21 protein-coding genes, 1 tRNA gene and 1 pseudogene are annotated in these 20253 nt (G+C 70.2%); 11 read left to right on the forward strand and 12 right to left on the reverse strand.

Annotated elements, in window-relative coordinates; genetic code table 11:
• Positions 1-52: 52 nt before the first annotated feature.
• Entirely contained in the window at positions 53-1435 is a 1383-nt protein-coding gene (locus ATJ88_RS11265; RefSeq protein ID WP_098463908.1) for an MBL fold metallo-hydrolase RNA specificity domain-containing protein, read from the reverse strand.
• A gap of 100 nt (positions 1436-1535) precedes the next feature.
• Positions 1536-2294 (reverse strand): DeoR/GlpR family DNA-binding transcription regulator, encoded by a 759-nt coding sequence (locus ATJ88_RS11270; RefSeq protein ID WP_098463909.1) that lies wholly within the window; start codon positions 2292-2294, stop codon positions 1536-1538.
• A gap of 53 nt (positions 2295-2347) precedes the next feature.
• Here ATJ88_RS11270 and ATJ88_RS11275 point away from each other — a divergent pair, with 53 nt between their 5' ends.
• The 4 genes and pseudogenes from ATJ88_RS11275 to ATJ88_RS18800 form a co-directional block, all read left to right on the forward strand.
• Positions 2348-2725 carry a DUF4406 domain-containing protein gene (locus ATJ88_RS11275; RefSeq protein ID WP_098463910.1) on the forward strand — a complete coding sequence of 126 codons (378 nt, stop codon included), beginning with the start codon at positions 2348-2350 and terminating at the stop codon, positions 2723-2725.
• Positions 2722-3372: an NUDIX domain-containing protein gene (locus ATJ88_RS11280; protein ID WP_098463911.1), complete on the forward strand. Its 651-nt coding sequence runs from the start codon at positions 2722-2724 to the stop codon at positions 3370-3372. The genes ATJ88_RS11275 and ATJ88_RS11280 overlap by 4 nt, the downstream gene beginning before the upstream one ends.
• Positions 3373-3425: 53 nt before the next feature.
• Positions 3426-3740, forward strand: a complete 315-nt coding sequence (locus ATJ88_RS11285) for an SRPBCC family protein (protein WP_211287502.1) — start codon at positions 3426-3428, stop codon at positions 3738-3740.
• A pseudogene (locus ATJ88_RS18800) lies at positions 3718-4532 on the forward strand (IS256 family transposase); the annotation flags it as partial. The gene ATJ88_RS11285 and the pseudogene ATJ88_RS18800, both read left to right, overlap by 23 nt.
• A gap of 125 nt (positions 4533-4657) precedes the next feature.
• On the opposite strand, the gene ATJ88_RS11295 reads toward ATJ88_RS18800, so the two are convergent.
• Both ATJ88_RS11295 and ATJ88_RS11300 read right to left on the reverse strand, forming a co-directional pair.
• Positions 4658-5395, reverse strand: coding sequence for an alpha/beta fold hydrolase (locus ATJ88_RS11295; protein ID WP_098463912.1), 738 nt, complete (start codon positions 5393-5395; stop codon positions 4658-4660).
• Between the two features lie 2 nt (positions 5396-5397).
• A complete protein-coding gene (locus ATJ88_RS11300; RefSeq protein WP_098463913.1) occupies positions 5398-6972 on the reverse strand; it encodes an MFS transporter in 1575 nt (524 codons plus the stop codon).
• A gap of 116 nt (positions 6973-7088) precedes the next feature.
• Here ATJ88_RS11300 and ATJ88_RS11305 point away from each other — a divergent pair, with 116 nt between their 5' ends.
• Entirely contained in the window at positions 7089-7616 is a 528-nt protein-coding gene (locus ATJ88_RS11305; protein WP_098463914.1) for a winged helix-turn-helix transcriptional regulator, read from the forward strand.
• Between the two features lie 253 nt (positions 7617-7869).
• Here the strand turns inward: ATJ88_RS11305 and ATJ88_RS18090 are convergent, their stop codons facing one another.
• Both ATJ88_RS18090 and ATJ88_RS11310 read right to left on the reverse strand, forming a co-directional pair.
• On the reverse strand, positions 7870-8115 hold the full coding sequence (locus tag ATJ88_RS18090) for a hypothetical protein (protein WP_141538659.1): 246 nt from the start codon (positions 8113-8115) through the stop codon (positions 7870-7872).
• 238 nt (positions 8116-8353) lie between these two features.
• The gene (locus tag ATJ88_RS11310; protein ID WP_098463915.1) at positions 8354-8653 is read right to left on the reverse strand and encodes a hypothetical protein; all 300 of its coding nucleotides are present in this window, start codon (positions 8651-8653) and stop codon (positions 8354-8356) included.
• Between the two features lie 589 nt (positions 8654-9242).
• On the opposite strand from ATJ88_RS11310, the gene ATJ88_RS11315 reads away from it, so the two are divergent.
• The 4 genes from ATJ88_RS11315 to ATJ88_RS11330 all read left to right on the forward strand — a co-directional run bounded on the left by ATJ88_RS11315 (position 9243) and on the right by ATJ88_RS11330 (position 12423).
• On the forward strand, positions 9243-9929 hold the full coding sequence (locus ATJ88_RS11315; RefSeq protein ID WP_141538660.1) for a hypothetical protein: 687 nt from the start codon (positions 9243-9245) through the stop codon (positions 9927-9929).
• A 73-nt stretch (positions 9930-10002) separates the two neighbouring features.
• Positions 10003-11118, forward strand: a complete 1116-nt coding sequence (locus ATJ88_RS11320) for a sensor histidine kinase (RefSeq protein WP_170023606.1) — start codon at positions 10003-10005, stop codon at positions 11116-11118.
• Positions 11115-11732, forward strand: coding sequence for a response regulator transcription factor (locus ATJ88_RS11325; protein WP_098463918.1), 618 nt, complete (start codon positions 11115-11117; stop codon positions 11730-11732). The genes ATJ88_RS11320 and ATJ88_RS11325 overlap by 4 nt, the downstream gene beginning before the upstream one ends.
• Positions 11733-11817: 85 nt before the next feature.
• Positions 11818-12423 (forward strand): hypothetical protein, encoded by a 606-nt coding sequence (locus ATJ88_RS11330; protein WP_211287505.1) that lies wholly within the window; start codon positions 11818-11820, stop codon positions 12421-12423.
• A 69-nt stretch (positions 12424-12492) separates the two neighbouring features.
• On the opposite strand, the gene ATJ88_RS11335 is transcribed toward ATJ88_RS11330, so the two are convergent.
• From ATJ88_RS11335 to ATJ88_RS11360, 5 genes are all read right to left on the reverse strand, one after another.
• Positions 12493-12717 (reverse strand): hypothetical protein, encoded by a 225-nt coding sequence (locus ATJ88_RS11335; protein WP_098463919.1) that lies wholly within the window; start codon positions 12715-12717, stop codon positions 12493-12495.
• 126 nt (positions 12718-12843) lie between these two features.
• On the reverse strand, positions 12844-13515 hold the full coding sequence (locus ATJ88_RS11340; protein WP_098463920.1) for a TetR/AcrR family transcriptional regulator: 672 nt from the start codon (positions 13513-13515) through the stop codon (positions 12844-12846).
• A 447-nt stretch (positions 13516-13962) separates the two neighbouring features.
• Positions 13963-14036 (reverse strand) — tRNA-Val (locus ATJ88_RS11350).
• Between the two features lie 78 nt (positions 14037-14114).
• Entirely contained in the window at positions 14115-14600 is a 486-nt protein-coding gene (locus ATJ88_RS11355; protein ID WP_245852362.1) for a peroxiredoxin, read from the reverse strand.
• Entirely contained in the window at positions 14590-14994 is a 405-nt protein-coding gene (locus ATJ88_RS11360) for a DUF3052 domain-containing protein (RefSeq protein ID WP_245852364.1), read from the reverse strand. Before ATJ88_RS11360 ends, ATJ88_RS11355 begins: the two co-directional genes overlap by 11 nt.
• Positions 14995-15318: 324 nt before the next feature.
• Between ATJ88_RS11360 and aceE the strand changes: the two genes are divergently transcribed.
• Positions 15319-18078 carry a pyruvate dehydrogenase (acetyl-transferring), homodimeric type gene (gene aceE / locus ATJ88_RS11365; protein ID WP_425432673.1) on the forward strand — a complete coding sequence of 920 codons (2760 nt, stop codon included), beginning with the start codon at positions 15319-15321 and terminating at the stop codon, positions 18076-18078.
• A gap of 127 nt (positions 18079-18205) precedes the next feature.
• On the opposite strand, the gene ATJ88_RS11370 is transcribed toward aceE, so the two are convergent.
• Entirely contained in the window at positions 18206-18787 is a 582-nt protein-coding gene (locus ATJ88_RS11370; RefSeq protein ID WP_342744847.1) for a hypothetical protein, read from the reverse strand.
• A 212-nt stretch (positions 18788-18999) separates the two neighbouring features.
• On the opposite strand from ATJ88_RS11370, the gene ATJ88_RS11375 reads away from it, so the two are divergent.
• Entirely contained in the window at positions 19000-20163 is a 1164-nt protein-coding gene (locus ATJ88_RS11375; protein WP_098463922.1) for a PucR family transcriptional regulator, read from the forward strand.
• Positions 20164-20253: the final 90 nt, after the last annotated feature.

Genomic DNA, 20253 nt, shown 5'->3' on the forward strand with positions numbered 1-20253 from the left:
CGCACCGGCCACCACCGGGACGGCGCCCCGGGGCGGGAACCCGGCGGGCGCGTCAGTCCACGAGGACGCGCTCGCCCGGTCGGGGAGCGACGGCGACGCACCCGATCTCGGCCCGGATCCGGTCGGCCAGCGCGACGGAGGCGTGCGCCTCCCCGTGCACGACGTACACCGCCTCGGGCGGCTCGGGCATCTGCCCCAACCACCCGACGAGCTCGCTCGCGTCCGCGTGGACCGAGAACTCCTCGTCGTCGACGACCTCCGCCGCGACCGGCACGTACCGGCCCATCATCTTCAGCTCGCGCGCGCCGTCCTGCAGCATCCGCCCGCGCGTGCCGATCGCCTGGTAGCCGGTCAGCACGACACAGTTGCGCCGGTCCGGGAGCAGGTGGCGCAGGTGGTGGACCACCCGGCCTCCCGACGCCATGCCCGACGCGGAGACGATGACGCACGGCCGCGCCGGGCTGTTGAGGGCCATCGACTCTTCAGGCGTGCGCGCCGCGTGCAGGGACGGCAGGTCGACCAGCGTCGTCAGGTCGGGCCGCAGCTCCCCGGCGGTCCCCGCGCGGCCGTACACGTCCAGGGCCGCGAGCGCCATGGGGCTGTCGACGAACACCGGGACGGCGGGGATCCGCCCCTCGCGGAGCATCGTGGACAGGGCGTGCAGGACGAGCTCGGTGCGGTCGACCGCGAAGGCCGGCACCAGGACCGTCCCGCCCCGCCGGATCGTGCGCCGCACGGCGTCGGCGAACGGCTCGTGGGACAGCTCCGGCTCGACGTGCTCCCGGTCGCCGTACGTGGACTCGATGACCACGGTGCGGGCGGACGGCGGGGCGGCGCGCGGACGCAGCACCGGGTGCTCGGTGCGGCCGAGGTCCCCGGAGAACAGGACGCGGGCCGGTCCGGCGTCGACGAGGACGCTGGCCGAGCCGAGCACGTGGCCGGCGCGGACCAGCCGGACGCCGAGCTCCTCGCCGAGGTCGACGCGGACGTCGAACGGCACCGTCTCGAACCGGCGGATCGCGCGCTCGGCGTCCGCGACCGTGTACAGCGGCAGGGGCGGGTCGTGCCGGGACCAGCCCGCCGACCGTGCCAGATCGGCGTCCCGCTCGTTGAGGTGCCCGCTGTCCCGCAGGACGATCGCGGTGAGCCCGGCCGTCCCCTCCGTCATCCACACCGGCCCGTCGTACCCGTCCCGCACCAGCACGGGCAGGAAGCCGCTGTGGTCCAGGTGGCAGTGCGTGAGGACGACGTCGTCGATCGTGTCCGCCGGGACGGGGAACGGCTCCCAGTTCTTGCGCCGCCACGCCCGCTCCCCCTGGTAGAGGCCGCAGTCCACGAGGAGGCGACGCCCGGCGCGCTCCAGCAGGAACCGGCTGCCCGTCACGGTGCCCGTGGCACCCATGAACGTCAGGGCGACGGACGGGTCCCCGCTCATGCGACCTCCTCGGGCAGCGCCGGTCACACCATCGTCCGTCGCGGCGACCGCGCCCGGTAGGGCCGAAGGGCCCTGGCCCCCGGCGCCGATCAGCGCATCCTCACCCGTGCGCGCCGACGAGGCGGACCCGTTCGCCGAGGCGGCGCACGACGTCCGACTCCGGGTCCGCGTCGGTGACGACCCCGGCGACGGCGTCGAACCCGAGCACGTCGTAGGCCGACGCCGCTCCGACCTTCTCCGACGATCCGAGCACGTAGGTCTCGGCGGCACGGGAGGCCAGGACGCGCTTCATCGCGGCCTCGTCGGCGTCGCCCGTGGTGAGGCCCGTGTCCGGGTGGATGCCGGTGACGCCGAGGAGGAACAGGTCCGCGGAGACCCGTTGCGCGGCCTCGACGGCGGCCGCGCCGCTCGCCACGGCGGAGTGCTTGAAGAGCCGGCCGCCGAGGATGAACACCTCGACGGTCGGGTGCTCGACCAGGGCGGCCGCGACGGTCGGGCTGTGCGTGATCACCGTGCACCGCAGGTCGGCCGGCAGGGCTGCGGCGACGGCCAGGGCGGTGGTGCCGCCGTCGAGGATGACGGTGCTGCCCGGGTCGACGAGCCGCACGGCCGCGGCGGCGACCCGCTCCTTGCCGGCGACCTCGACCCGGCGGCGGCCGTCGTAGTCGGCGACCGCCGGGGACACGGGCAGCGCTCCCCCGTAGACGCGCTGGCACAGCCCCTCGGCGGCCATCTCCCGCAGGTCCCGGCGGATGCTGTCCTCGGAGAGCCCGAGCTCGGCCGCGGCCGTCTTCGCCACGATCTTGCCGTCGCGGTGCAGGGTGTGCAGGAGGAGGTCGCGTCTCTCGGCAGCCAGCATGGTCGGCCCTCGTTTCTTCGTAGTAGTGCACGTTTATGCTTAGTATACGGACCATGACGAGACCGCTGCTCATCCTCATCGCCGGCCCCTACCGGTCCGGCACCGACGGCGACCCGGCCGCGATGGAGGCCAACCTGCGACGTCTGGAGGAGGCCGCCTGGCCGGTCTTCGAGGCCGGGCACGTCCCGATGATCGGCGAGTGGGTCGCGCTGCCCGTCCTGCGGTCCGCCGGCGCGAGTATCGACGACGCCCTCGCCGACGACGTGCTCTACCCGACGGCGCAGCGGCTCCTGGAGCACTGCGACGCCGTGCTCCGGCTGCCCGGCGAGTCGACGGGGGCCGACCAGGACGTCGCGATCGCCACCAGCCGCGGCCTGCCCGTCTACCACGACGTGACCGAGGTGCCGCGCCGCCCGGTGACGTTCCCGTGAGCGGGCGGCCCGGCGTCGACGTCCCCGACCACCGCGGCCGCACGGGCCTCGACCGGGCAGGTCGGGACCTCGACCGGAACCCGGACGTGGTCGTCCGCGACGTCGAGCTCACGTCCCAGGGGTGGCACGTGCTGCGCCGCACGACCTTCGACCACCGGCGTCGTGACGGGACCTGGCACACGCTCCAGCGCGAGACCTACGACCGCGGCGACGGCGCGACCATCCTCCTGCACGATGCTGCACGTTCCACCGTGCTGCTGACCCGGCAGTTCCGGTTCCCCGCGTACGTCAACGACCACCCCGACGGCATGCTCCTCGAGACGGCCGCCGGCCTGCTGGACGACGACGACCCCGAGACGGCCGTGCGGCGCGAGGTCGCCGAGGAGCTGGGCGTCACCGTCGGGCCGGTGGAGCACGTGTTCACGGCGTACATGAGCCCGGGCTCCGTCACCGAACGGGTGCACTTCTACGCCGCGCCGTACACCGCGCGCGACCGCACCGGGACGGGCGGCGGCGTCGCCGCCGAGGGCGAGGACATCGAGGTCGTCGAGCTGCCCCTCGACGACGCCCTCGCGATGATCCGCGACGGCCGCATCGTCGACGGCAAGACCATCATGCTGCTGCAGTGGTGGGCGCTCGGGCGGTGACGCCACGGCGCCGAGCGCCCCGCCGTCACCGACGACGGACCTACGATCCGGACATGCCGTCCTTCACGCTCGTCACCGAGATCCCCGCGCCGCCGGAGAGGTGCTTCGCTGCGAGCCTGTCGGTGGACGCCCACACCGCCTCGATGGGAGCCTCCGGTGAACGCGCGGTCGCGGGCGTCACCTCCGGCGTGCTGCGGCCGGGCGACACCGTCACCTGGCAGGCGCGGCACTTCGGGCTGCCGTTCCGGATGACGGCACGCGTCACCGCGCACGACGCCCCGCACCGGTTCGTCGACGAACAGGTCTCCGGGCCGTTCCGGCGCTGGTGGCACGAGCACCGGTTCGATGATCGCCGCTCTGGTCGATGACGCTCAGGCGTCCGGGCTGGGCATCAACGGGGAGAACGGGCTGCTGGCTCAGCTGACGAAGCTGGTGCTGGAGTCCGCGCTCGAGGGTGAGATCACCGCGTACCTGGGCTACGACAAGCACGAGAAGGGCGCCTCGAGGGACGGCAATGCCCGTAACGGCACCCGGGCCAAGACGGTGCTGACCAAGGGCGGCCCGGTGCAGATCGAGGTGCCTCGGGATCGTGCGGGGACGTTCGAGCCTGCGGTGGCATCGAGGACATCGTGCTGTCGCTGTCGGCGCGCGGGATGACCCACGGTGACATCTCGGCGCACCTGGCAGACGTGTACGGGTCCGAGGTGTCCAAGACGACGATCTCCACGATCACGGACAAGGTCCTGGACGGCATGGCCGAATGGCAGTCCCGTCCGTTGGACCCGGTCTACCCGGTGGTGTTCATCGACTGCATCCACGTCAAGGTTCGCGACGGGCAGGTCGCCAACCGGCCCATCTACGTCGCACTCGCGGTGACCGTCGACGGGAACCGCGACATCCTCGGATTGTGGGCCGGCGACGGTGGCGAGGGCGCGAAGTACTGGCTCCAGGTCTGGACCGAGATCAAGAACCGCGGGGTCGAGGACATCTTGACGGTGGTGTGCGACGGCCTCAAGGGGCTGCCCGACTCGGTGAACACCGTCTGGACCGACACGATCGTGCAGACCTGCATCGTGCACCTGACGCGCACCAGCTTCCGGTACGCCTCCCGGGCGCACTGGGACGCGATCTCCCGCGCCCTGAAGCCCGTGTCCAGGGCCAGGTGGACCCCATGCGGTGGAAGCAGGCCCTGAACGCGTTCGACATCACCTTCGACGGGCGCCTCAGCGCGCACCGCCGCTGACCCTTTCAAGACACCCGGTTTCACCGAAAACCGGACAGCCCCTCAGGTTGCGGAGCCGACCAGGTCAGCGATCAGGGATGCGACGTCGTCGGGCCGTTCGAGCATGGGCCAGTGGCCGCTCTCGAGGACACGGACGTGCCAGGTCTCTGCATGCAGGGCTGCGAGCGCACCGGGCACATTGCCGGGTGAGGAGGCGATGTAGGTTCCGCGCTGGGTTTCGACCGGCTGCTGCATGGTGGCGGGATCCAGCACCGTGTGACCGGGGTGCGGCGTGAGTCTCTCGGCCAGGTATCGACGATTCTCCGGGCTCAGTCCGGGCTCGACGCTCAGTGCGGCGGCGGGCGGAGGGGCCCACTGGTAGTGGGCGTCGAGGATGTCGGTCCTCTCCTGGGCACGGGCCGTGTCATCAGGTCCCCATCCGTCGATGAGGCTTCGGCCGTTCACGGGCAGGAAGCTGTCGAAGTGGATGGAGGTGACGGTTCGCTCGCCCCTGCGGTCGGCGACCTGGGCCGCCACCATGCCGGAGTAGGAGTGTCCGACCAGGACGGCCGGACGGTCCACCCTGCGGAGGAGGCGATCGGTCACTTGCTCGACATGGTCGGCCAGGCGGATCTCCGCGATGCGGCTGGCAGAGGCACCAGACTCCAATCCGGCCAGGGTGAGAGAGTCGGCGTCGATACCACGGCTGCGGAGCCGGTCCACGGTCGGATCCCAGATCCAGGCGCCCATCCAGGCTCCAGGGATGAACAGGACGTAGGGCGTGTCGAGATTCGTTCTCATGGTTAGTCCTTCTGCTGTGAGTGGGAGGCGTGAGGCATGGGGCGAGAGATTCCGGCCATCTGCCCGTCTGTGGGTGCTGTGCTCAGCGGGCGTAAGGCGTGGATGGTCACCAGGGCCAGCACGGCAAGGAGGCCGGCTGCGATGGCGGCGACCCACCCGAAGGCGCTGGCGTATGCGGACTCCGCGGCCCACGCCAGTCCGGGCACTACTGTCTCAGTGGCGATGACGCCGTCAAGGGCGCTTTCCAAGGCCGGGGTGCCGGCTTCGTGAGGAAGGGTCGCGTTCAGGTTCTGCCGATAGAGCACCGCGCCGAGGCTGCCCAGGATGGCGACGCCGAGCGCAGAGCCCAGTTCCGTCCCGGTTTCCGAAAGTGCCGAGGCGGATCCGACCTCCTCTGCCCGTGCCGAGCCCACGACAAGATCGGTGCCCAGCGCTGCTCCAGGCCCGAAGCCGAGGAAGGCCAGCGAGAAGCCGAGCACGGCCAGAAGCAGATCATCGCCGCTGCGCACGACTGCGGCAGTTCCCAGACCGATCGCGGCCACGACGAGTCCGCCGGCCAGGACGTAGTGCATCGGCACCCTGGCTGTCAGCAGCGGTCCGAGGACAGCGCCCGCGGCGAAGGCAACGGCAGGGGCGACGAGCACGACGCCGGCATGCAGAGCCGAGAGATTCGCGACGAGCTGCAGGTACTGGGTGAAGAAGAAGTACGATCCGCCGATGGCCACCGCGCTGACCATCATGACGCACAGCGCGGCCGTGAAGCGACGATTGGCGAACAGCGCGATGGGCACCAGCGGTTCCGGATGCCTGCACAGTCGGGCGATGAAGGCACCTGCACAGGCGAGCCCCGCCACCATGATCGCGACCGCCATGACCGGAGGGATGTCACCCGCCGTCACGGACTTGATGCCGAAGACGAGCGCCAAGACTGCCAGCGCCGACAGTGCTGCCCCGCCGAGATCGGTCCGAGTTGTGCTCCGCGCGTTCCCCCTGGGAAGAAGCGAGGGTCCCAGCAGGATGAGCGCGAGCATCACCGGGATCCCCAGCAGGAAGACCGAACCCCACCAGAACCACCTCAGCAGGAGTCCACCGACGATCGGGCCGGCGGCCATGCCCACCATGAAGCATGTCATCCAGAGACCGACCGCCTTGGCCCGTTCGCCGGCATCCGAGAACAGTGCGGTGATCAGCGCCAGCGCAGACGGCGCGAGCATCGCACCGGCCACCCCCAGTAGGGCCCGTGCCGCGATGAGCAGCTCGCTGGTCGGTGCGAAGGCTGCGAGCACGGAGCATCCCGCAAACGCCGCCGCGCCAAGGAGCAGCACTCGTCGGTGTCCCCACCGGTCCGACACCGCCCCGAGGGGGATCAGGAACATGGCGACCATCAGGCCGTAGACGTCCGTCATCCACAGTTGCTCGACCAGGGTCGGAGTCAGCTCCCGCGAAAGCTCCGGCAGCGCCAGGTAGAGAACGTTCTGGTCCATCGAGACGATCAGGGCCGGCAGAGCCAGCACGAGCAGCCCCCACCACCGTCGCTTCGGGCTCAGCGGAACATTGCCCGTGGGATGTGTATCCATGAGTCACCTCGTTCTCGTGATGACGGCTCGCCAACCGTGTGCGCAGCAGCTGGCTCTCACCCATGACAAACCGATTGCAGGTTGCAACCAGTTGGACGGTAGCGTAAACTGCCTGCATGACGCAACCGGAAGTCGTAGAGGATCTGCCGGTGCCGGCAGGACGGTCGGGATGTCCGATCAACCTGGCCACCGAGCTGCTGGGCGATCGCTGGAGCTTCGTGATCCTGCGGGACCTGATGTTCGGCGGTCCGCGGCATTACCGTGATCTCCTTGCCGGGTCCAGGGAAGGCATCGCCTCCAACATCCTCACCAGCCGACTGGAGAAGCTCACCGCAGTCGGGCTGCTGACGCGGCACACCGACCCGGGCCACCGTCAGAAGGTGCGGTATCGGCTCGCCGAACCGGCCATCGAGCTGTTGCCGGTACTCGTTGCCCTCGGCGTCTGGGGCAACCGCTGGCTGCCCGCGGACCCCGAGATCGGCTCCACCGCTGCGGCTCTCCACGAGGGGGGAGAACGCCTGCAGCAGTGCTTCATGGAGGAGCTGCGTGCCGAGCACCTCGAAGGCCGCGAGCCCGACCCCGCCGGTCTGCGCGCCGGATTCGCCACACCCGCGCACGCGTCGCGGAGTTCTGATCGCCGGTAGCGCTGTGCAGGGCGGGGATCATGACCATGATGAAGAACTGCCCTCGCGACCAGGCGTGGGCCCGGGGCGCGAGCACACTCGACTCCGAACTCGGGTGGCACGGAGCTCAGATCAACTCCAGCCCCGGTCCTTCGTGCACGGCTCGGTAGATGGTGTTGCGGATCGTGTTGGCCACGTCCGAGGTAAGTGTGCGGTCCAGGGGACGAATGATGGTGTGGCAGCGCAGCATCACGGTCGGGCTGATGTCGCGGGTCTAGCGACGCGCGCGGGTGACGTCGCCCGGGTCGCAGCCGAGGCGGTCGTAGTTCTCGCACACCGGCACGATCGGCGAGTGGCGCACGTACCGGACCGTGCTGCCTGTCCACTGGGGTTGCAGCGCGGTCACCACGGCGTCGAGCAGGGCTTGAACAGCATGTGCGCCTTGGGTGGGGTCGGTGTGGTCGCGCATGGTGAGCGCGCGAGTCAGCCGGTCGGCACTCAGGTAGTCGGTGTGTGCCATGAGGGGGCCTCCGAAGGTTGCGAACTGGCGAGGAGTGAGAACTTCCCCCCGGCCGCGCCTGCGGATCCTGGTGCGCTAGCTGTGCACGTCGAAGGCCGCGCGGCCATGTCCCGGCCGGGGGTGACGACATGGCTGCTGCCCCTGCATGGCATCAGAATCCCGGTTGTCGCAGTTGCCGGCAGGCGACGTCAGTCCGGCGGGAGCAGGTCTCATCAGCGAGGAGAGCAATGGGCCATCATCAGCGCAGCTGCCTCAGGAGGTGATACCTGAGCATCTCGTCCTTCGCTTCTCGATACTCCGGGATCTGCTGGCTGCGCTCCGTGACGTCGTCGCGAGGGGCGGCGTCGATGCAGGCGTGCAGGAAGCGGGCGACTGCCCGAGCCGTTGTTCGTCGGCGCTGAGTGGCGGTGGGTCGCGCTGCAGCCTGCGGGCAGAGCTCTGCCACCAGACTCCTGCCCGAAGTGCTGTAGACCGTTGTCTGAGCGTGTCGTTGCGCGCCGACCAGGTCGTCATCACGGGCGGTCTCCGTCGTGCTCATGCCTCTTCCTTCTCGGCCGTCGTGGACCGACCGGTGGTGTTCGGCTATCTGGATAGATCCCGGTGGGGAGTGGGTGGTGGCACCCGCTGGAGTCCAGACAACGCGGGGAGCAAGTCAAGCACTAATGTACGAGTAGTTCGCTATACTAGCTCGTACCTGAACGTTTGACATAGGGGGTCGACCAGATTGAGCGATACCGACCGATCAGATCCGCGACGACCGCAGGTGGACGCCTGGTGACCCAGCGTGCCGATGCCCCGCCAATCGGATCGCCGCCACAGCCGGCGTCGGGTGGATGACCCTCTGTGGGCACTTCAGCACCTGTGCTGAGCTGATCGAGACGGTCGCGGTCGAGAGCCTGGACCGTGGCGACGTCTTGGACTCGGAGGTGCGACTCGACGGCGAGCCCGGTCATGCGCTTGGCGAACCTCGTCGAGTCGAGTCGAGTCGGGATCTCGTCGATCAGGCGCGTGGACTGCTCGCAGCAGTCCGAACTCGCGAGATGGCACGGGCCGATGCTCCGCTGTTCGGCCGGGTGACCTACCAGCGCCGATCCCGGCTACATCACGCCAACACCTTGGAGGCTCCCATGAGCGACATGCACGAGGCAGTGGCCCTGCCCGATCCGGCTGTGAAACGGCTCCTACATCCCACCGACCTGCCCGAGGCACGATCGCTGTACCTGCGCGGGTGGTGGTTCGGACGGCTGTGTTCCCTTCCGGTCGTCGCCGCCATCGCAGCGGTCGCCTGGATGCTCAGCGGCAACCTCCTCGCTACGGTGGCGGCAACGTCGAGCACTTTCGTGATCGCGCTCATCGCGAGCCGCTGGCACCATGCACGGGCGTGGGATTTCATCCCACGCAAGCGACAAGACACGGAGGGCGCGGCCTCCTGGAGGCTCCTGGCCTCGGTGATCGACGCCATGGCCCTGGTGGTGACCGCCCTCGCCGTCCTCGTTGCCACGGGTTCCCGGCCGCTCCCCGAGGGCGTCATCGCGTTCGCCGTCGGCGCGGGTGCCGGTGTGGCGCTCGTGCAGATCATCGAGCTGATGGTGGCGATCGCCGGCAGGAGGCACCCGGTTGCCCTGGCCCAACGCCTCGTCATGCTCGCGGCCGTCGCAGTATCGGCAGTGGTCGTCGCCACGGTGGGCCTGGGCGGTCAGTGGGCCTCGGAGCACTCGACGAGCGCGACCATGGGCGCGGCCACGATCCTCATAGCACAGTCACTGTGGTGGATCTACGACGTTGTCCGGAACCGCCGTGAGCGGTCGAGATAGCGCCAGGTCGACGGAGGGGGTGACCATGAGCGATCGTGGACCTGCGCCTCGTCGAGCCGGTCCTCGGCTTGTGGTGCTGGGCGTTCTGATGGCCTGCTTCGCCTGGGCTGTGATCGTGCCGATATCGCTGACGGCACCGCCGAGCGCAGTCCTCGGTGCGGTCTTCCTGATCGAGATGGCGGGGTTCGGTGCCGCTCTCGTGCTGGTCCTCTGGACGGCGGTGAATCCGCGGCCGTCCCCCGCCACCACATGGGGCACAACAGCATTGCTTCTGGCCGTCTCGTTGGTGCTGTGGGCACCGGCTCATCTGTGGGCCGAGCGCGGTGAGCAGCCGTGGGCATGGTTGGCCGGCTTCGCGATCGCCGCGTGTGCACTGGTGAGTTGGCAGTCGGGGGTCGTCATGGCCCTCGTCCTGGCGGCGGCCGCCTGGATCGGCGGCATCGTGTTCGACGGTGAGATCGTCGCCGGCGTCCTGACACTGCTCGGTTGCGGGGTCGTGGTGTGGGCGATGTGCCAGGCCCTCGTGTGGCTGCTGCGGCTGCTCTGGACGGCACAGGACGTGAGGGAAGCCCAGACCGCACTGGCGATCGCCGAAGAGCGCCTCCGGGCCGGGCGCGAGCTCCATGATGTGCTCGGGCACCGCCTCGGCATCATCGCACTGAAGGCGGAACTCGCCGCGGGCCTCACTGCCCGCGACCCCGGCCGCGCGACCACCGAATGCGAGGCCATCTGCGGGCTCGCCTCCGAGACGCTCATCGATGTCCGGCGGGCCGTGCACGGCCAGACGGTCGCCGACCTCGGAGCCCAGCTCCAGGCCGCAGACCTGGTGCTCCGCTCGGCCGGCATCGAGGCGAGCGTCGAGGCCGACCCGGACCTGCTTCCACGCTTGTCCCGGGAACTGTCACACCTGCTGGCCACCGTCATCCGGGAGGCCGTGACGAACCTCCTGCGGCACAGTCGGGCACGGCAGGTGTCGATCACGGTCGCGGCCACCGGACGAGCTCCCACGTTGGTCATCGTCAACGACGGGGTCCGCGAGCCAGAGCGCAACGAGATCTTCGGGGGGACCGGTCTGGCTGCGCTCTCGGATCGTTGCGCAGCGGTCGGTGCGTACCTGAGCGTGGACCGGAGCACCGAGGACCGTTTCGAGCTGCGCGTGGAATGCCCGCATGATGCGGGCCGGTCATGAGGGGCGCGCCCATCCGGGTCTTGTTGGCCGAGGACGACGAGCTGATCCGAGAGGCACTGGTGGGGCTCCTGGAGCGCGAGTCGGACATCGAGGTCGTGAGCGCAGTCCGTGACGGCAGGCAGGCAACGGAACAGGCCTTGCTGTGCCGCCCTGACGTCGCCGTCATCGACCTGCAGATGCCCAAACTCGACGGCCTGGGCGTCATCGAAGAACTCGGCCGGGCACTGCCCGACTGCGCCGGGGTGATCCTCACGGCCCACGGCCGCCCCTACGTACTCCGCCAGGCGCTGACGTCCGGGGCGAGGGGTTTCCTCGCCAAGGGAGCTCCGGGCACGGCGCTGGCCGACGTCGTGCGGCGCGTGCACGAAGGACAGCGCTACGTCGACCCCGTGCTCGCCGCCGATGCGCTCACCACGCCGCCCTCACCACTGACGCACCGGGAGACCGAGGTGCTCCTGGCCGCCCGGGCAGACCGGCCGGTCCGGGAGGTCGCCCGGGAACTCTTCCTCTCACCCGGGACGGTCCGCAACTACCTGGCTGCTATCACGCACAAGCTCGGAGCCGAGACCCGCTCGGAGGCGTACCGGATCGCGCGCGAGAACGGCTGGGTCTGAGACAACCCGTCGGGTCGGGGTGCATGGAGTTTCCGTGCCGGATGCACGGGTCGACCACGCGGGAGCTCAGCAGAAACTGTCGAGCGTGAACAACAACACGACGAACCTCGATACCCACGTACACACTCATCCCTCCGGCCGCGCTGCGGCCTTCGGACACCACCTCCTGGCACGCTGGCCCTCGGTCCTCGGCGTGCTCGCGCTACTCCTCAACAACGCCGACGGTCCCGACCCGCATGTCACCGGGATGATCATCATCATCGCCTCGACGTGCTACCTCGCCGCCGCTGCCATCGGCTCCCGGCGAAGCGTCTGGGTCATGGTCGTCGTCGCAAGCGTCGCCGTCGTCCTCGCCGGCCTCACCGGGCTCGATCCGACCGTCACCATGCTCGTCATGGGAACAGGATTCGCGATCTTCGGGTTCCTGCGCGGCACCGACCGCCGAGAGGTCGGCCTGCAAGCTCTGGCGTTCGTCGGCTTCAGCGCCATCGCACTGACCGCCATGATGTCCAGCCCCACGGTGGCCCTCTACCTGGCCGCAGCGGCTGCGCTCGGCCACACCGTATGGGACGTGGTCCACTTCATCCGCGACAAGGTAGTCAGCCGCTCGCTCACCGAAGCCTGCTTCGTCCTCGACCTCGGTCTGGGGGCTGTGCTGCTGCTCGCGGCCTGGACCATGCCCCCGCTGTGAACACCACTCACCCCACGGCTCCGGCAACCATCGCAGGCATTCGCTCCCCCGGTCGCGGTCAATGGTCGATCAAGCCGAGAGGCCGGGTCCGGGGAGCACATCGATTTCGCGCGCGTGCATCGCCCGCCGCAGTGCGCGCAGCGGGGGCACGACGTGGCTGACCTCGCCGCAGGTGCGGTGCCGGTAGAGCACGGGCGGTCCGGCCTCTCCGGCGAGCCCGGCATCGCCGAACGTCACCATGACCATCAACAAGTCGACCACGGCCTGTTCCGGTTCGAGCAGGCCGATGACCACCTCTCTACTGACCAGTGCCCGGTTGTAGGTCGACTCGCTCGTGCGGTCAGGAGGTCGATCGCGACGTCAACACCTCAGTGACGCAGGGTCGTGGCGGCCGAGGTTCCTGCCACACATGCGCCGATGCTACCCACCAGTGGCGAGTTCATCGCGACCCTCTTTGGGCGGCGCGGTGCTCGCGAAGGCCGGCAGCAGGATCGCGTCGATGAACCAGGAGGCATCCTCGGCGTCGAGCCGCCCGGCTCGGACTTCCTCGGCTGCCCCGTTCATCACCACATGGGTGGTGGCCAACAGCCAGCTGACCGGAAGGTCGGCGCGAAAAGCACCTTCGCGCTGGCCACGCTCCAGCAAGGCTCGCATACGGGCTTCAGCCTTCTCGTGCAACTCCCGGATGCGCGCTGCAGAAAGTTCCTTCTGCGCCGCGGCCAGAACGGCCCGCGCCTGGTCCACGAGCACCCAACTGGATGCAACAAGCCGCCGGAATGCCTCACGGGCATCACCGTCCAGTGGCACCTCGCGCAGAGCCTCCTCGCCACGGTCGAGACTCTCGACAAGGGCAGCCTCAATAAGTTCGGGACGCGTCTTGAAGTGCCCGTAGAGGGTCATCCGGCCCACCCCGGCCTCGGCAGCGATGTCGGCCACCGAGGCGTCGGGGTCGTTGCGGATCGCGGTGACGACCGCCGCCAGGATCTTCGCTCGATTGCGCTGCGCGTCGGCCCGCTGGTTGACCGCGCGACGATCACCTGCTGCGGAGACCTGCTGGAGACCACCGTTCGCCATGGCCTTCTTGGTCGCCATGCTCCACCTCATTAGTCGTACGGAAATGCATGAGATATTCTATGCGTTACAACTCACACATCAGCGATTGAGTTCATCCTGGCGGTGAAGCGCAGAGCCCGTAGGCACGGCGAGCAAGACGAGATCGACCATGACTGCGACACAACGCGAGCAAGTAGACGCGGGAGCGCACCCCAAGCGCTGGCTGGCGCTGGGCCTGTTGGGCACGGCGCAGTTCATGCCGATCCTCGACATCACGGTCGTGGCGATCGCGCTGCCGCAGATGGGACCGGACCTGTACCTGTCGCGCGACTCGTCGTCACCGGCGACGACACCATCCACGGCGAGCCCGACGTCCCGTTCAAAGTGTTCCTCGACGGCGACGCCCAGACCCTCGCCATCCGCCAACAAGGACGGACGGCGGAACTCAAACCGGCGATGTCGTTGGTTTGAACAACGACCTTCTTGTGGGCCCGGAGGGATTCGAACCCCCGACATCCACGGTGTAAGCGTGGCGCTCTAACCAGCTGAGCTACAGGCCCCGGCAGCGCACGCAAGGATACCTGCAGCGGCGGTGGTGCTCGCCCGCGGGCCCACCGGCCGGACGGTGCGCGGCGCGATCAGATCTCGGCGAGCGCCTGGAGGTAGCCGTCCAGGTCACGGCGCTGACCGCGCGGGTGGACGACGGACCAGCGGACGATGCCGTCGGCGTCGACGAGGAACGAGCCGCGCAGCGCGTGCCCGGAGCGCTCGTCGAACACGCCGAACGCGCGGGCGGCGGCGCCGTGGGGCCAGAAGTCGCTGAGGAGGTCGAACCCGAACCCCTCGATCTCCTGCCACGCCTTGAGGGTGAAGACGGGGTCGGTGGACACGGCGAGGAGCCGCACCCCGGCGGACTCGAAGTCCTCGATGTTGTCCCGCAGCTCGCACAGCTCCCCGGTGCAGATCCCGGAGAACGCGAACGGGTAGAACACGACGAGCACGGGCTCGCCACGCAGGTCGGCGAGCTGCGTGGGAGTCCCGTGCGTGTCGGGGAGGGTGAAGTCGGGCGCCGGGTCCCCGGCGACCGGCGGTGTCACCGCGTCGATGGCCGGATCAGCGGCCACGGTTCGCGAGCCGCGTCGCGGACCAGTCGTCGCCGGCGGCGAACGTGCTGGTGGCGTGCAGTCCGGCCGTGGTCGCGGCCTCCTGGATCTCGTCGTGGCCGACGTGGCCGTCTCGTCCCGGCTTGCGGGTGAGGAGCCAGACCTTCCCGCCGTCCTCGAGCGCCGTCTGCGCGTCCACGAGCATGTCGGTGAGGTCACCGTCCTCGTCGCGCCACCACACCAGGACGGCGTCCGTGACGTCGTCGTAGTCCTCGTCGACGAGCTCACCGCCGAGCGCGGCCTCCAGCGCAGCGCGCAGGGGCTCGTCGACGTCGTCGTCCCACCCGAACTCCTGCACGACCTGACCGGTGGTGAACCCGAAGCGTGCCGCCTGGGTGTCCGCCTGCTGTCCCACGGGTGTGCTCTTTCCTTCCGTCGTCGGTGGGCACGACGTCGCGCGCGCCTCGAGCGCCAAGGTAGTGCACTCGAGGCCCCGACGCCCGCCCAGTCCGGTGGCGACGGCCTGCGAGGACGCCTCCTGAGGTGCAGGCATGACGTAGATCACGGATTCTTGACTCCCTGCTGGTGTTCCACGGGGCAAAGTCGAGACACAATGACTGATGACCACCCGTGGGTGGACCGCGCCGTCGCGACCCCGACGACACGGGTCCGCAGACGGGAACCCTTGCACGAGCGGCCGCCACCCTTGGCGGCAGCCCGCAGAAGAGAGAGGTTGCTGGTGGCTTCCAACGAGACCGGACCGCTGATCGACGGTCTGCTCAGCGCTGTGCCGGACATCGACCCTTCCGAGACCTCGGAGTGGGTGGAGTCCTTCGACGGGCTCATCGACGACAAGGGCGGACCCCGTGCCCGGTACGTCATGCTCAACCTGATGCGCCGCGCCCGTGAGCGCAACGTCCAGATCCCGACGTCGGTCGCGACGCCGTACGTGAACACCATCGGTGTCCACGAGGAGCCGTACTTCCCTGGCGACGAGGCCGTGGAGCGGCGCTACCGCTCGTGGATCCGCTGGAACGCCGCCGTCATGGTGACGCGCGCCCAGCGCCCCGAGGTGTCGGTCGGCGGGCACATCTCGTCCTACGCGTCCGTCGCGACCCTCACCGAGGTGGGTCTCAACCACTTCTTCCGCGGCAAGGACCACCCGGGCGGCGGCGACCAGGTCTACTTCCAGGGCCACTCCTCCCCCGGCCAGTACGCGCGCGCCTTCCTCGAGGGCCGCCTCTCCAGCGACCGTCTCGACGGGTTCCGCCAGGAGAAGTCGCACGCCGGCGGCGGCCTGCCGTCCTACCCGCACCCGCGCCTCCTGCAGGACTTCTGGGAGTTCCCGACCGTCTCGATGGGCCTCGGCCCGGCGTCGGCCATCTACCAGGCCTGGACCAACAAGTACCTGCACAACCGCGGCATCAAGGACACCAGCCAGCAGGACGTCTGGGCGTTCCTCGGCGACGGCGAGATGGACGAGCCCGAGTCGCGCGGCATGCTGCAGCTCGCCGCCCACCAGGGCCTCGACAACCTGACGTTCGTCGTGAACTGCAACCTGCAGCGCCTCGACGGCCCCGTGCGCGGCAACGGCAAGATCATCCAGGAGCTGGAGTCGCAGTTCCGCGGCGCCGGCTGGAACGTCATCAAGGTCGTCTGGGGCCGCGAGTGGGACGCCCTGCTCAACGCGGACAAGGACCGCGCCCTGGTCAACCTGATGAACATCACGCCCGACGGCGACTACCAGACGTACCGTGCGGAGTCCGGCGCGTTCATCCGCGAGCACTTCTTCGGCCGGGACCCCCGGACCAAGGCGCTCGTGCAGAACATGACCGACGAGGACATCTGGAACATGAAGCGCGGTGGCCACGACTACCGCAAGATCTACGCCGCGTACGCCGCCGCCCGCGCCCACACGGGCCAGCCGACGGTCATCCTGGCGCAGACGGTCAAGGGCTACGCCCTCGGCTCCAGCTTCGCGGGCCGCAACGCCACGCACCAGATGAAGAAGGTCAAGAACGAGGACCTCAAGGCGCTGCGCGACAACCTGCGGATCCCGCTGACGGACGAGCAGATCGACGCCGACCCGTACCTGCCCCCGTACTTCCACCCGGGCATGGAGGACGAGACCATCCAGTACATGCTGGACCGTCGTCGTCACCTCGGCGGGTTCGTGCCGGAGCGTCGCTCGACGCCGAAGCCGCTCACGCTGCCCCCGGCGAAGACCTACGAGCTCCTCAAGAAGGGGTCGGGCACCCAACAGGTCGCCACCACCATGGCGTTCGTGCGTCTGCTCAAGGACCTCATCAAGGACAAGGAGTTCGGCAAGCGCATCGTGCCGATCATCCCCGACGAGGCCCGCACGTTCGGTCTGGACTCGATCTTCCCCAGCGCGAAGATCTTCAACACGAACGGCCAGAACTACCTCGCCGTGGACCGCGAGCTCATGCTGAGCTACAAGGAGTCCGAGGCCGGGCAGATCATGCACACCGGCATCAACGAGGCCGGTTCCGCGGCCGCGTTCCAGTCGGTCGGCACGTCGTACGCCACGCACGGCGAGCACATGGTGCCCGTCTACATCTTCTACTCGATGTTCGGGTTCCAGCGCACCGGCGACCAGTTCTGGGCCGCCGGCGACCAGATGACGCGCGGCTTCATCATCGGCGCCACCGCCGGTCGCACCACCCTGACCGGTGAGGGCCTGCAGCACGCCGACGGCCACTCGCCGCTCATCGCGGGCACCAACAGCGCCATCGTCCAGTACGACCCGGCGTACGGCTACGAGATCCGCCACATCGTGCGCGACGGCATCGAGCGCATGTACGGCGAGGGCTCCGACGGCCACGACGCCCAGGGCCGCCCCCAGGACGTCATGTACTACCTCACGGTGTACAACGAGCCGATGGTCCAGCCGGCCGAGCCGGAGGACGTCGACGTCGAGGGCATCCTGCGCGGCATCCACCGCGTCGCGACCGACGAGGGTGAGGGTCCCAAGGCCCAGCTCCTCGCGTCCGGCGTCGGCCTGCCGTGGGCGCTCGAGGCGCAGCAGCTGCTGCGCGACGACTGGGGCGTGTCCGCCGACGTCTGGTCGGTGACCTCCTGGAACGAGCTGCGTCGTGACGCGCTCGCCGCGGAGAAGGACGCCCTGGTGGACCCGTCCGCCGAGCCGCGCGTGCCCTACGTGACGCAGAAGCTGTCGGGGGCGCAGGGTCCGTTCGTCGCCACCAGCGACTACGACCACCTCGTGCCGGACCAGATCCGCGCCTGGGTGCCCGGCGACTACGCGGTGCTCGGCGCCGACGGCTTCGGGTTCTCCGACACCCGCGCCGCCGCCCGCCGGTTCTTCCTCATCGACGGCCCGTCGCTCGTCGTCAAGACCCTGCAGCAGCTCGCCCGCCGCGGCGAGGTGTCCCGCGAGGTCGTGGCGCAGGCCGTGGAGAAGTACCGCCTGACCGACGTCAACGCCGGCACCTCCGGCGTCGCCGGCGGCGACAGCTGACGCCACCCGGCTGAGGCAAGGGCCCGGTCACCCCGCGGGGTGACCGGGCCCTTCGTCGTCCGCGCCGGCTCGCGGGATCCCGCGCCGACTCGCGCCGTCCTGCGCTGCGTCGCGAAGGACGGCCGCGTCAGGCGGTCGTGCCCGCGACCTCCGCGGCCTCGATGGCGGCGACCAGCTCCGGGCGCATCGCCGCGACCGCGCGGGTGTCCTCGTGGGCGTCCAGCGCCTCCAGGTGGCGGCGGGCCTCGTCGATCCGGTCCGCCTCCAACGCCGCCAGCACGAGCTGGCGTCCCACCTCCGCGACGTGCTCGCGCACCCGCCAGTGCCCGATACCGAGGCCGAGCGCCTCGACTGGCATCCCCGCGTCGCGCAGCACCTCCAGCCCCTCGGCGAGGGCGTTCCCGTCGGCGTCCCGCTCCGCGGCGGTCGTGAAGCGGCGCATCGCGCCCTCCGGGTCGTCCGCCACCGAGAGGCGGCCCAGCTCCAGCAGCGGCCGCCACGCGCGCGGGTGCCCGGCCAGCTCCTCGGCCAGGGACCACACCGCCAGGTCGGCGGCCTCCACCCGCTCCTCCTCCGGAAGCGCGGCGAGCGGGTCGTCGGGGCTGGTCGGCTCGGCGGCGTGCCGGCGCACCAGCTCGGCGAGCGCCGCGAAGGCGCGGCGGTCGTTCGGGTCGTCGTGGAGCATCGCGCGCAGCGCGTCCTCGTGCACAGCATCTCCTCGGCGTCGGTCTCCCGTCGGGCGCCGCGCGCCGACCCTCGACGAGGTGCGCGGGCGTCGCAGAAGCTGACGCAGACGGGGCATCAGGGCCATGCACCTGACCCTAACCCCTGGGGGTCGCGCCGGGCCGGGCGAACTGCCGCCCGCGCCCCACCGGCCGGGTCTTTGTGCGTTCCCCACAAGGCAGGCCCTATCCTCGGACCATGTCCACCTCGACCGTCGCGCGCGACGAGAACGTCCGCCGGGTCCGTGACGGGCTGGGCCTGCTCACCGCGGCGGCGATGCGCCGCCTCGACGAGGAGGTCCACTGGTACCGCCAGCTCCCCGCCGAGGACCGCTCGTACGTCGCGCTGGTCGCCCAGTCCGGCATCAACGCGTTCGCCACCTGGTTCGCGGACCCCAGCCAGACCCCGCACGGCGTCGGCGAGATGTTCGCCGCCGCGCCGCCGGAGCTCACCCGGTCCATCTCGCTGCAGCACACGCTGCAGCTCGTGCGCCTCATGGTCGACGTCGTCGAGTCCTACTCCGACCAGATCGCCGTGCCCGGCTTCGAGCGGGAGCTGCGCGAGGCCGTGCTGCGCTACTCGCGCGAGGTCGCGTTCTCCGCCGCGGAGGTCTACGCCCGGGCCGCCGAGGTCCGGGGGGCCTGGGACGCCCGCCTGGAGGCCCTCGTCGTCGACGCAATCGTGCGCGGCGACACCGACGACGCGCTGCGCTCGCGCATCTCCGCGCTCGGCTGGAGCGGGCGGGGCCAGGTCCTGGTCGTGGTGGGCGGGACGACGGACAGCCTCGACGACGTCGCCACGGCCGAGCTGCGTCGGGCGGCCCGGCGCGCCGCCGGGGACACCCTGGTCGGCATCCACGGCGACCGGCTCGTGCTCGTGCTCGGCGGGGAGGGCGACCTCGTGGCCGCCGCGACCGGGCTGGTGGGGCGGTTCGGCCCGGGCCCGGTGGTGTTCGGCGGGGTCGTGCCGTCGATGGGCGAGGCGACGGCGTCGGCCCGGTCGGCGCTGGCGGGGCTGGCGGCGGCTCCCGCCTGGCCGCAGGCGCCCCGGCCCGTGCTCGCCGACGACCTCCTGCCCGAGCGGGTGCTCACCGGCGACGTCACCGCGCGCCGCACGCTGGTCGCGCAGGCCTACCGGCCGTTGCAGGAGGCCACGGGGTCGGTGCTGGAGACCTTGTCCGCCTACCTCGGCACGGGCCGTTCCCTGGAGGCCGCGGCCCGGCGCCTGTACGTGCACCCCAACACGGTCCGGTACCGGCTGCGCAAGGTCTCGGAGATCACCGGCTGGGACCCGCTGGACGCCCGCGAGTCGTTCGTGCTGCAGGTCGCGCTCGCGCTCGGCCAGCTCGGCACCGACGGCTGACCCAGCCCTTCCCCACCCGGGGCGATTGAGGATTCCCACAACCGCCTTGGGTGAGGTTGGTGCGCGTCGCGACGCTCCGGTGTCCCCGCC

The organism is Isoptericola jiangsuensis (assembly GCF_002563715.1).
Lineage (GTDB): Bacteria > Actinomycetota > Actinomycetes > Actinomycetales > Cellulomonadaceae > Isoptericola > Isoptericola jiangsuensis.